The organism is Streptomyces himastatinicus ATCC 53653 (assembly GCF_000158915.1).
Classification (GTDB): domain Bacteria; phylum Actinomycetota; class Actinomycetes; order Streptomycetales; family Streptomycetaceae; genus Streptomyces; species Streptomyces himastatinicus.
On record NZ_GG657754.1, the window covers coordinates 9,875,578 to 9,887,470 of the forward strand.

9 protein-coding genes are annotated in these 11,893 nt (G+C 70.1%); 2 read left to right on the forward strand and 7 right to left on the reverse strand.

From position 1 onward, the window contains the following. Positions 1-235: 235 nt before the first annotated feature. Positions 236-1,549 (forward strand): S1 family peptidase, encoded by a 1,314-nt coding sequence (locus tag SSOG_RS41775; RefSeq protein ID WP_245606498.1) that lies wholly within the window; start codon positions 236-238, stop codon positions 1,547-1,549. Between the two features lie 22 nt (positions 1,550-1,571). Here SSOG_RS41775 and SSOG_RS41780 read toward each other — a convergent pair whose 3' ends face one another. From SSOG_RS41780 to SSOG_RS41800, 5 genes are all read right to left on the reverse strand, one after another. After that, positions 1,572-4,688, reverse strand: coding sequence for a glycoside hydrolase family 2 TIM barrel-domain containing protein (locus SSOG_RS41780; protein ID WP_039940020.1), 3,117 nt, complete (start codon positions 4,686-4,688; stop codon positions 1,572-1,574). Between the two features lie 100 nt (positions 4,689-4,788). Continuing rightward, positions 4,789-5,337: a cysteine hydrolase family protein gene (locus tag SSOG_RS41785; protein ID WP_009720368.1), complete on the reverse strand. Its 549-nt coding sequence runs from the start codon at positions 5,335-5,337 to the stop codon at positions 4,789-4,791. A 126-nt stretch (positions 5,338-5,463) separates the two neighbouring features. Next, the gene (locus SSOG_RS41790) at positions 5,464-5,706 is read right to left on the reverse strand and encodes a hypothetical protein (RefSeq protein WP_009720369.1); all 243 of its coding nucleotides are present in this window, start codon (positions 5,704-5,706) and stop codon (positions 5,464-5,466) included. Positions 5,707-5,784: 78 nt separating this feature from the next. Further along, complete coding sequence (locus SSOG_RS41795; RefSeq protein WP_009720370.1) at positions 5,785-6,837, reverse strand: cation diffusion facilitator family transporter; 1,053 nt, start codon at positions 6,835-6,837, stop codon at positions 5,785-5,787. Between the two features lie 203 nt (positions 6,838-7,040). After that, the gene (locus SSOG_RS41800; RefSeq protein WP_009720371.1) at positions 7,041-7,682 is read right to left on the reverse strand and encodes a hypothetical protein; all 642 of its coding nucleotides are present in this window, start codon (positions 7,680-7,682) and stop codon (positions 7,041-7,043) included. 266 nt (positions 7,683-7,948) lie between these two features. On the opposite strand from SSOG_RS41800, the gene SSOG_RS41805 reads away from it, so the two are divergent. Continuing rightward, positions 7,949-9,832 (forward strand): APC family permease, encoded by a 1,884-nt coding sequence (locus tag SSOG_RS41805; RefSeq protein ID WP_245606689.1) that lies wholly within the window; start codon positions 7,949-7,951, stop codon positions 9,830-9,832. Positions 9,833-9,853: 21 nt separating this feature from the next. Here SSOG_RS41805 and SSOG_RS41810 read toward each other — a convergent pair whose 3' ends face one another. Beyond that, a complete protein-coding gene (locus tag SSOG_RS41810; protein ID WP_009720373.1) occupies positions 9,854-10,372 on the reverse strand; it encodes a GNAT family N-acetyltransferase in 519 nt (172 codons plus the stop codon). Continuing rightward, positions 10,369-11,706: a radical SAM protein gene (locus SSOG_RS56960; RefSeq protein WP_009720374.1), complete on the reverse strand. Its 1,338-nt coding sequence runs from the start codon at positions 11,704-11,706 to the stop codon at positions 10,369-10,371. Before SSOG_RS56960 ends, SSOG_RS41810 begins: the two co-directional genes overlap by 4 nt. Positions 11,707-11,893 lie beyond the last annotated feature (187 nt).

The window sequence follows — 11,893 nt, forward strand, 5'->3', positions numbered from 1 at the left end:
CCGGTCAGGGCGGTGGAACCTGCGCTGCGGACTGCCCCTGACGGCCCGCGATTAGGCGGGGCCATACGCCGATTCCCGGCCGCGTCAAACAGCCGCGCTCCGCGGTGAGCGCGACGCCGATCCCCGCCCGTATGAAGAGGGAGGGCCCTCGCCGGCCGAGCCCTGGCTCTGGTTGTCGGCGGACCCCGCTGGATCGACGTAAGGAGACGTGGTGGTGAAGCACACGCGGCGAGGCGTGCGCCATGCAGTACGGTACGCGGCCGTCGGTGCCATGGTCTGTGGCGGACTGCTGGTCGCCCAGTCCTCACCGGGCGGATCGGCGCACGGGGCGGAGAGCGGCGGCTCCTCGCAGGTACTGGACGGGGAGAACGCCGAGGGCGGCCCGAGAACGGATCTCGGAAGCCGTCTGGTGAACGAGCTGGGGGCGTCCCGTACGGCCGGGAACTGGACGGCCGCGGACGGGAAACCGGTGGTCGCGGTGACCGACGCGGACGCGGCCGACGCGGTCAGCCGGGCCGGGGCGCGGGCCAAGCGGGTCCGGTTCAGCATGGATCAGCTGAAATCCGCCACCGAGACGCTGCGCTCGGCGCCCCGGGTGGCCGGCACCGCCTGGATGGTCGACCCGAAGTCCAACAAGGTGATGGTGCTGGGCGACAGCTCCGTCTCCACCTCGGACTGGTCGAAGATGAAGGACATGGCCGAGCCGATGGCCGACGAGGTGAACATGCAGCGCACCACGGGGACGTTCACCACCAAGACCAACGGCGCCGCCCCGATCTTCACCAACGGCAGCCGCTGCTCGGCCGGTTTCAACGTCACCAACGGCCAGACCGGATTCATCCTGACGGCCGGGCACTGCGGCCCGCCCGGAACGCCCTGGTTCCAGGACACCGCGGGCAAGACGAGCATCGGCACGACCGTGCAGACCAACTTCCCCGGCAACGACTTCTCCCTGGTGCGCTACGACAACACCAAGCTGTCCCGGAACAGCGTCCTGGACGCGGGCAACAGCCAGCAGGTGAAGATCACGAACGCCGCCGACCCGACCGTGGGCCAGGAGGTCTTCCGCAGCGGCGCCACCTCCGGACTGCGCTCCGGCAAGGTGACGGGGCTGAACGCGACGGTGAACTACCCCGAGGGCAGCGTCAGCGGGCTCATCCAGACCACGGTGTGCGCCGAGCCCGGGGACAGCGGCGGTCCGCTCTTCGTCGGGAACACGGCGCTCGGTGTGACCTCGGGCGGCAGCGGCGACTGCACCAAGGGCGGGGTGACCTTCTTCCAGCCCGTGACCAAGGCGATGACGGCGCTCGGCGTGACCATCCCGGGCACCAGGATCGGTGACGCGGGCGGCGGCACGGCCGACAACTCCGCCATCGCCTCGGGCACACAGGCCGCCCAGGACGACGCGACCTCGCTCGACGGCATCATGGAGCGGGCGCGGGCGTTCGGCCCCGGCCTGTGGATCATCGCCGGTGGCGTCGTCGGCTTCGCCATCAGCCTGCGCCCGCGCCGTCGCCGGTACAACAGCTACTACTCCCCGGGCTGGTGAGCCGGACCCCCGGGGAGCCGGGTCAGTCCTCGGGAACGTCCAGCAGGACGATCCGCTGGGCGCCCTTGGTCTCCCCGGGGTACCGGCTGACCAGGTCCAGACGGAGCCGGGAGGTGCGCACCGGGTCGAAGGTGACGACGGTCGGCTTGCCGGATGCGTCGGCCCAGGTGATGTGCGCCCCGCGGACCGGGGTGAAGCGGCGTCCGTCCCAGGCGGAGACCGTGATCGAGGTGGGCAGGGTGTGCGTCGTGTCGAGGGTGAAGGAGACCTCGACGCGGCGCACTCGGCGTTTTCTGGCCCAGGTCACCGAGACCCAGTCGGTCTTCCTGGCTCCGTTGAAGGCGGGCAGCAGTGCGGTGGCGGGCTTGGTGAAGGCGTTGGACCAGCCGGTGGCCGGGTCGCCGTCCAGCATGGCGGCGGGCAGCGTCTGGGGCGATCCGGAGTAGCTGGCGTCGGCGAGCGGGTAGGTGGGTGTGGCCGGGCCGGGGTCGGGGGCGAAGGGTGGGGTGGGGGTGATCCGGGTGTGGGTGCCGCCGGTGGCGCGGAGGGTGGTGGTGGCTTTGCGGAGTCCTGTTGAGCGGGCGGTGATGGTGAGGGGGCCGGGTTTGGTGCCGGTGCGGATGATGGCCAGGGCTTTGCCGTGGTAGGCGGTGCGGGTGCTGGCCTGGTAGCGCTCGGCGCTTTCCTGGCGGCCGTTGTCGACGCCCGCGAGGGAGCCGCCGGAGACGTCGAAGGAGATCAGGTGGTCGGCGTCGGGGACCAGTACGCCGTGGGCGTCGACCACTTCGGCGGTGATGAAGCTCAGTGAGCGGCCGTCGGCGTCGACGGTCTTGCGGTCGGGGGTGAGGCGGATGGTGTGGGGGCGTCCGGCGGTGCGGAGTGTGTCGGTGGCGACGACGCGGCCGTTGCGGCGGGCCACGGCTTTCAGCTCGCCGGGGGCGAAGGGGACTTTCCAGGTGAGGTGCAGTTTGCCCGCGCTGCCGTTGGGGCTGGTGTAGCTGCCGGGGTAGGGGCCGGTGGTGACGGTTTTGTCGTCGCCGGTGGCTTCGGTGGTTTCCAGGTAGGTGCGGCCGTCGGTGGTCTTCTTGGTGTCGAAGCGGCGTATGCCGAGCGAGTGGCCGTTGAGGAAGAGTTCGACGGTGTCCACGTTGGTGTAGGCCCAGACCTCGACGGTCTCGCCCGGCCGGTGATCGGTCCAGTTCATCGGCACCAGATGGACCATGGGCTCACTCGTCCACTGGCTCTTGAACAGGTGGTACATGTCCTTGGGGAACCCGGCGGTGTCCACGGCGCCGAAGAACGACGCCTTCACCGGGAACACGTCGTACGGGGTGGGCTCGCCGATGTAATCGATGCCCGACCACAGGAACTGCCCGGTGAAGAACTTCCGGTCGCGGTCCTTCTTCAGCCCGTACTCGCCGCTCATCGTCCACGAGGCGAGGTTGTTGTCGTACGAGGAGGGCTCGCGCTTGCCGGGGGTGTGGTTCTCCCCGGTGTTGAGGTGTTCGGGCTCCTGGTAGGCCCCGCGGGAGGACGTTTCGGAGGAGGACTCGGACTCGAACAGGAACAGATGCGGATAGCGGGCGTGCAGGGCGTCCACCGAGGCGGCGGTGTTGTAGTTGAGGCCCAGCCCGTCCAGCTTGGCCAGCATCAGATCGGCGGCGGAGCCGGGGGAGGGGAGGGAGCGGTACTTGTCGGAGCCGATCACCACCGGCCGGGTGTCGTCGGCCTTCCTGACGGCGTCGATGAGCCGCTCCGCCATGCCGAGCCCGGCGGTGCTGGTGGAGTCCGGGATCTCGTTGCCGATGGACCACATGATGACCGCGGGGGAGTTACGGGCGGCCCGCACCATCTCGGTGATGTCCGCCTCGCTGTGCTCGTCGAAGAAGCGCCCGTAGTCGTACGGGTTCTTGCCGGTGCGCCAGCAGTCGAACGCCTCCACCAGCATCACGATGCCCAGCCGTTCGCAGATCTCGATCAGCTCCGGTGCGGGCGGATTGTGCGAGGTGCGCAGGGCGTTGACGCCCATGCTCTTCATGATGGTCATCTGGCGCAGCGCGGCATCGGCGTTGAACGCGGCACCGAGCGCTCCGAGGTCATGGTGGAGGTCGACGCCCTGGAGCTTGGTGTACTCGCCGTTGAGGGTGAGCCCCTGGTCGGGGTCGATAGTGACGTGGCGGATGCCGAACGGGGTGCGGTAGCGGTCGGTGGTCTTGCCCGCGACCCGTAGCTCGGTTTCCAGGGTGTACAGGCGGGGTGTGTCGAAGGACCACAGCCGTGGCTTCTGGACCGTCATCTCCTGGGTGGCGTCGCGGGTGGTGTCCGCGCCGACGGTGAGGGTGGAGCGGGCGTGGGTGACCGTCTTCCCGTCGGGGTCCTTGAGGGTGGAGACGACGGTGACGGACTGGTCGTCGCCGGTTGTGTTGACGACGCTGGTGCGGGCTCGCACGGTGGCGCGGTTTTCGTTCGGGGCGGGGGTGGTGATGTAGGTGCCCCAGCGGGCCACGTGGACGGGGTCGGTGATGACGAGCCGGGCGTGGCGGTAGATGCCGCTGCCGGAGTACCAGCGGCTGCTGGGCAGTTGGTTGCGGACCTGGACGGCGAGGATGTTGGGGGTGGTGCCGTCGGTGTGGGCCACGTCGGTGAGGTCGAGGGCGAACCCGGTGTAGCCGTAGGGGTGGTTGCCGACGAGCTTGCCGTTGCAGTACACGTACGCGTCCATGTAGACACCGTCGAACTCGACGGAGATCCGCTTGCCCGCAAGCCCCGACGGCAGTGTGAAGGACTTGCGGTACCAGCCGATGCCACCGGGGAGGAAGCCCGTCCCGCCCGTGGTGCCGTGCTCGGTGGTCGGGGTCAGCTCGATGCTCCAGTCGTGCGGCACCGCGACCGTACGCCACGCCGTGTCGTCGTAGCCGGGCTTCTGCGCGTCCTCGAAGTCCTCGTCCGGTTCGGCATTCCCGTCCGGGGTGACGAGCTTGAACCGCCAGCCGTCGTCGAGCGGGATGCTCCGCCCGCCGGTCGCCGGGGACGCGGCGGCAGCCGGGGCGGCCGCCTGTGCGGGGATGCCGGTGGCGAGCGTCCCCGCCATGGGCGCGGCGCCGCCGGCGATCAGCAACGATCTACGAGTGACCGCCATGGCGATCCCCTTCTCTTCGATTATGTTGCTTCTTGGGATCGTTGAAGGGCTTCAACTCCCCGTGGGTGAACAGATTCTGACAGTTTCGAACAGGTCGATGTCAAGAGTCCTGCTTCAGCCGCACATCGTCCGCCGAGCAGATCTCGACGTTCATGTTCCGCTCCATCATCCGCAGCGCGGCATCCGCCAGGTCGCCGTGGATGTGTGCCACCGCGTCGGATGGCACCGCCACCGTCAGATGGCGGATATGGGCGTCGAGGGCGGAGTAGAGCACACACTGCTCGGTGACCTGACCACACAGGATGACGCGGCTGATGCCGTGCTGCCCCAGCAGATACTCCAGTGGCGTCTCGTAGAAGATCGAGTGCCGGGCTTTGACGACGAAGAGGGAGTCGTCGTCGGGCCTGATGGGCTCCACCAGATCGGCGTGCGGCGACCGCAGCGCGGTGTCCAGGAGTTCATCGTGATGGGAGCGCCAACGGCCGAAGTTGTCATTGACGTAAATGACCTCGATCCCCGTCTCCCGGGCCCTGGTCACCAGCCGCCGCATCGCGGGCAGCGCCTCGCGGACGGAGGGGACCAGCAGCTCGGCGTCGTCGTGGTCATACGTGTTGATCATGTCGATCACGATGAGCGCGGTGTGGTGCATGCCAGTGCCCCAGTGGTGCGTGGTCATCGTCCCCTCCCCGGGCCGGGAAGGGGAGATGGCCCCCACCCGTGGCGGGGGCCACCTCGTGTGGCAGGGGGTGTTCCGGCCTCAGATCCGGGCCTGGCCTCAGATCTCGTAGTGGTGCCGGTGGTGATGCGGGTCGGGATCCTCGACCACAGGCGTCGCGGCGGTCGGCGGGACCACCCGGCGGCGCTTGTAGACACTGACGTACGCCGCCATGCCGATGAAGCCGACCGCCATGAGGATCAGGCCCACCAAATGCACATTGAATCCACTGCTGTTCCAGTCCGTCGCGAAGGTGAGGATGCCTCCGATCGCGACCATGAGGATGCAACCGCCCAAGCCCATGAGTATTGCCTCCGAACATCAATTAGCTCTCTTCCGGGCCGGTCCGATCCCGAGTACCCATCAAGCGCACCTCCAATCTCACGGGCTGGCGCCCTCGGCGTCGGTGCCCGCGTCGGCGGCCACCGCCCGGTCGAGCGCCTGGAGGTCCTGGCGGGCCCGGGCGCGGTCCTTGGCTGACGCGTCCGTGACGTCCAGGAAGATCTGGTCGGCGTGCGGCCAGACCTCCGTCATCTTGGCCTTGACCCGCATCAGCACCTCCTCGACCTCTTCGCTGTCGAGCCCGGCGACGAGGTCGATCCGGGCCGCGACCAGCGTGGACTCGGTGCCCAGGCGCATCGTCAGCAGCGTGGTCACCGTATCGATCTCCGGCTGCTCGTCGAGGAAGCGCCGTATCTCCCGCCGCTGCGCCGGATCGATCGCCTCACCGATCAGCCGCCCCCGCGACTCCATGGCCAGCCGATAGGCCACGTAGACGAGCAGCGCCCCGATCAGGAACGACGCCACCGCCTCGTACACCCCGTCGCCGGTGAGCATGTGGAGCCCCATGCCGAGGAGGGCGAACACCACGCCGAGGCAGGCGGTGGAGTCCTCGGCCAGCACGGTGCGCAGCGTGGGGTCGTCCCCGGCGCGGATCTCGGCGAGCATGCCGTGGCCCGCCTTGCGGGCCTTGCCGCGGACCTGGACCAGGGCGCGGACCAGCGAGGCGCCCTCCGCGACGAGGGCCACCCCCAGGACGGCGAGGCCGACCAGATAGCCGGTGCGGTCCTCCGAGCTGCTCGAGTGCAGCGCCTCGGCGCCCTGGAAGAAGGAGAAGCAGCCGCCCATGACGAAGATGCCGACGGCGGCCAGCAGCGCCCAGAAGTAGCGCTCCTTGCCGTAGCCGAAGGGGTGCTGGGCGTCCGGGACGCGTTTACTGCGTTTGAGGGAGGCGAGCAGGAACACCTCGTTGAGGCTGTCGGCCACCGAGTGGGCGGCCTCGGAGAGCAGCGCGGGGGAGCCCGTGAAGACCCCGCCGATCGCCTTGGCGAGGGCGATGACGAGGTTGGCGCCGAGCGCGACGAGCACGGTGACCGCGGTTCTGGTGTCCTCGCCGGACCGGGGGCCGGGGGTGGGTGCCGCGGATTCGCTCATCGTGGGACTCCGTTCGTGGGACTCCGTACGTCGACTCGTCTGTGTCCCCTCTGGTGTCCCGATGCGGCGGCCTTAAGCCTCACGTCCGCCCTCATGTCCGCCCGGAACGCGGCACGCCCCGGGGAGAATCACTCCCACGGGGCGTGCCGGGCCGTCCGTTTGCCGGACGTACGGTCAGGTTGTTCAGCGTTGGCCGACGCGGATCAGCCGGCGGGCGCGCCACCGGGGCCGGCCGGGACCTTGGGCATCGGGGTGAACACGTCCAGCCCCATCACGGCCGCGATCAGCAGGCCGATGACGCCGAGCGCCACCGCACCCCAGGCCACGGCCGAGACCCAATTGGCGCCCGAGGCCGACGCGGCGGTGCGCTGCCGCAGCAGCACCACGGCGGCGATCACCACGGCAGCGAGGCCGAACAGCCCGTTGAAGAAGGCCGTGGTGTGCCACGGCGTGCCGTAGACCGCCTCCACCTGGTTGGCGGCGGCTCCGGTCTGGGCCTTGATCTGCCCGGTCAGCTGCTCACGCTCCTGGAGCATGGTGCCCAGCCAGGTGCCGGTGAGCGAGGCGAGCCCCAGGCCCGCGGCGGCCACCGCGGCCGCGCCGGAGAACACCCCGGAGGAGGCCGCCCGGGCGGCGGCCGGAGCGGTCACGGGCTCGTCGAGGCGGTCCGCGGAAGAGTCCGTGACGGGCTCCTTGGCGGGAGCCTCGGCGGATTCCTTGGCGGGAGCCTCGGTGTGCGATTCCTTGTCGGAAACAGCGTTCGGGACACCCTCCGCCGTTGCTTCTTCGGCTTCTGCGGGCTGCGCTGTGCGGTCGGTCGGTTGGTCCGTCTTGGTGGTGTCCATGGGGCGGACCGTAGGTGCCGAAAATGAGAGTCCGCTGAGAATGAGCCGCGGCCTCCGGTCGGGTGCCGCCGACCGGTGCGTACGGGCCGCTGCGCATACGCTGGCCAGGCAGCCTCACGATGGCTGAAACTCTTCGCCGCACCGAGCCGCGCCGAGCCGCACTGACAGGAGTACACATCGTGACCGGCTCTCCTCACCGCCGCTCCGCCCCGCAGGGCGGACCGCGGCACCGGCTGCGCGCCTGGCTGCTGGAGGGCCTGACCGACATGGCCAAGCGGCAGCCCGGGCCGCACGCCGAACCGGAGAGCGCACACGAGGGCCGCCCGTGGTGGCGGGTCATGTGCCTGACCGGCCTCGACTACTTCTCGACCCTCGGCTATCAGCCCGGTATCGCGGCCCTGGCCGCCGGGCTGCTCTCCCCGCTGGCCACGGTCGTGCTGGTGGTGGTGACCCTCGTGGGCGCGCTGCCGGTCTACCGGCGGGTGGCCGCCGAGAGCCCCCATGGACAGGGCTCGGTCGCGATGCTGGAGCGGCTGCTGACCTTCTGGAAGGGCAAGCTCTTCGTCCTCACCCTGCTCGGCTTCGCGGCGACCGACTTCCTGATCACCATCACCCTCTCGGCCGCCGACGCCACCGCCCACGTGGTGGAGAACCCGCACTTCACCGATCTGCTGCACGGCCATGAGGTGGCCATCACCCTCGTCCTCATCGGGCTCCTCGGCGCGGTCTTCCTCAAGGGCTTCACCGAGGCCATCGGGCTGGCCGTCGTCCTGGTCGCCACCTATCTGCTGCTCAACGCCGTCGTGGTGGCCGTGGGGCTGTGGCACGTCTTCACCGCACCGCAGGTGATCATCGACTGGACGGCCGCGCTCACCGCCCAGCGCGGCAACCCCCTGGTCATGGTCGCCGTATCCCTGGTGATCTTCCCCAAGCTGGCGCTCGGGCTGTCAGGGTTCGAGACCGGTGTCGCCGTCATGCCGCACATCGAGGGCAAGCCCGGCGACACCGAGGAGCGCCCCACCGGCCGCATCCAGGGCGCCCGCAAGCTGCTCACCACCGCCGCGCTGATCATGAGCGTGTTCCTGATCACCTCCAGCTTGATCACGACCCTGCTGATCCCGCAGCACGCGTTCGAGCCGGGCGGTGCGGCCAACGGCCGTGCCCTGGCCTACCTCGCCCACGATTACCTGGGCTCCGCCTTCGGCAGCGTCTACGACGCCGCCACCATCGCCATCCTCTGGTTCGCGGGCGCCTCCGCCATGGCCGGACTCCTCAACCTCATGCCCCGCTATCTCCCGCGCTACGGCATGGCACCCCACTGGGCGCGCGCGGTGCGCCCGATGGTGCTCGTCTTCACCCTGATCGCGTTCCTGGTGACCTGGCTGTTCAAGGCCGATGTGGACGCCCAGGGCGGGGCGTACGCCACCGGCGTCCTCGTCCTCATCACCTCCGCCGCCATCGCCGTCACCATCGCCGCGCGGCGCGCCCGGCAGCGCGGCTGGACCATCGGCTTCGGGGCCATCGCGGTCGTCTTCCTCTACACCACGGCCGCCAACGTCATCGAACGGCCCGACGGCGTCAAGATCGGCGCCTGCTTCATCGGCGGCATCATGGCCGTGTCCCTGCTGTCCCGGGTCGCCCGCGCCTTCGAGCTGCGGGTGACCAGCGTCACCTTCGACGACATGGCCCAGCGCTTCGTCCGCGACACCGCCCACCGCACGATCCGGTTCATCGCCAATAAGCCACAAGCCTGTGACCTGGCCGAATACCGTGACAAGGAGCAGGAGATCCGGGCCGACAACGACATCCCGCCCGAGGACGACATCATCTTCGTCGAGGTCACCGTCGCCGACCCGTCCGAGTTCGAGAGCGAGCTGCGGGTGTGCGGAAAGGTGATGCACGGCCGCTACCGGGTGCTCACCATGGAGAGCGCGACCGTCGCCAACGCGCTCGCCGCCATGCTGCTGGCGGTGCGCGACGAGGCCGGTCAGCGGCCGCACATCCACTTCGAGTGGACCGAGGGCAACCCCCTGGCCCACTTCCTCCGCTTCTTCCTCTTCGGCCAGGGCGAGGTGGCCCCCGTCACCCGCGAAGTGCTCCGCGAGGCCGAACCCGACCGCGACCGCCGCCCCCACATCCACGTCGGCTGAGCACCACGCCGTACGGGCCCCTCACGCCATGACCGCCCGCCACCGGACCTCGCCGTCCTGCCGGTGATCGGTGGGCGCGAGCCCGGCGGCGCGGGCGACGGCCGCCGAGGCCCGGTGGCCGGGGTGGACATGCGCGATGACCTGGCTCACGGAACGGTCCGCGAGCCACGCCACCAGGGCCCGGGCCGCCTCCGTGGCGTACCCCCGCCCCTGCCATGGCGTGCCCACCACCCAGGCGATCTCGGCGGTGCGGTCGGCCGCTGGGCCGCCGACCGTGGCCTGGACCGTGCCCACCAGGCACCGCTCGGCGCGGGCGTGGAGCACCCAGTTGCACCAGGTCACCTCCGGGGCGGGCGAACCCGCGACCAGGCGTTCGTAACGGGCACGCAGGGCCGTGGCGTCCAGCGGGGCGCCACCGATGAAGGTGTGCAGGCCGGGGTCGGACAGCACCCCGGCCATCTCCGCGGCGTGCTCGATCCGCAGCGGCCGCAGCTCCAGCCGCGCGGTGGGGATGACCGCCGCGGGCGCGGGGTGGCTCACTCCGACGCCGCGGCCACGGGCTCGTCGGCCGACAGGCTGTCCATGAACGAGCTGACCGAGAACACGGCCCGCCCGGGTCCGGCCGGGCCGTAGCCGGGCGGCGAGGTCAGGCCGTACTCCTCCAGCGTCGCCCGGTAGGTCTCCAGCAGCCGGATGTGGTACTCCAGCGGCGCGCCCTGCGGATTGGCCTTGCCCAGCGGCGTGGTCGGCTCCGGGCACCAGGTGGTGAAGCGGGGGACGACGCCGTTGGACATGAAGAACCGCAGCCCCTCGGCGGTCGAGCCGATGGCCTCGTCCACGCTGGTGAAGCCGAACGGCTCGGCCATCTCAACGCCCGCCACGAAGTTGGGGATCACATTGCGCGCGCCGAACACCTCGGTCGAGTCCAGGATCCGCCGGTGCCACTCGTCCCGGCCGACATAGCGCTCCTTGCCCGGGCAGTACAGCTCGAACAGCCGCCGGTCCCACACCTCGAAGTTGGGGTGGTAGATGCTGATGCCGTAGTCGTGGAACCGCTGGACGTCGTCTGTCTGCGGCAGCGCCTGCGCCACCACCTTGCCGATCCAGCGGCCCGGGAAGCGCTCCTCGATGGCCTTCGCGTAGTGGCCGTAGAAGTCGGCCTCGTCACGGCCGCCGACCTGCGAGGTGATCGAGCCGCCGGTGAGGGTGTACGCCTTCGAGGCGCCGGCGGTGTCATGACGGTCGATGATCTCCAGCGCCTCCAGCACCTCCTCGACCGGCTTGACCCCGGTGTACGGGCGGCCCGCCGCCTTGTGCTGGCGCCAGTTGTGGTTGATGTCGCAGTACTGGCACTCCTCCTTGGCGCCGAAGTACTGGCACACCCGGAACACCGTCAGATAGACCAGATAGCCCCACTGGATGGTCGGGGCGACCTCCATCACCGACTTGCCGTTCGCCAGCGTGTGCCGGTAATAGTCCGGCATCGGCGGCAGCCCGACGTCCGCGATCCGGGCCCCGTCCAGATACAGCGCCAGCGCCCCGTCCTCCCCGGCCCGGACCCGGTACGGCGAGTCCGGGTTGACGCGCACCGACACCACGGTGCGCCGCAGCCCGTACGGCCCGCCGGTGAGCACGATCTCCTCCGGCGGCCGGTTGAGCGCGGCCGCGCCCAGCTCGGGAAGGGTGCGGTGGTCGAAGGAGAAGATGAAGTACGACTTCGGTTTGACGTCCCCGTCGTCGCCGCCGCTGAGCGCGGAGTCGTCGAACGCCATGCCGCCGCGCAGCAGGTCCTCCTTGATCACCGCCTCCGGCGGAACCTGCGGGAAGCGCCCCATCAGCTCCTCGACCAGCGCGGTACGGTTCGGGCTCGTCATCTGCTGCACCATCCCTGATTCGATGAGACTCGTCGGCTCCCCCGCAGCCCCGTCGTCCCCGCCACCCTAGATCAGCCGCCCGGCCCGCCCGCGGCCGGGCGCCGGGCGCCGGGGCGCTCTACGGTGGGGAGGAGGATGCCTGTCAACCGGCTCGGTCTGGTCGTCCACCAGGCCCGCCCCGCCGCCG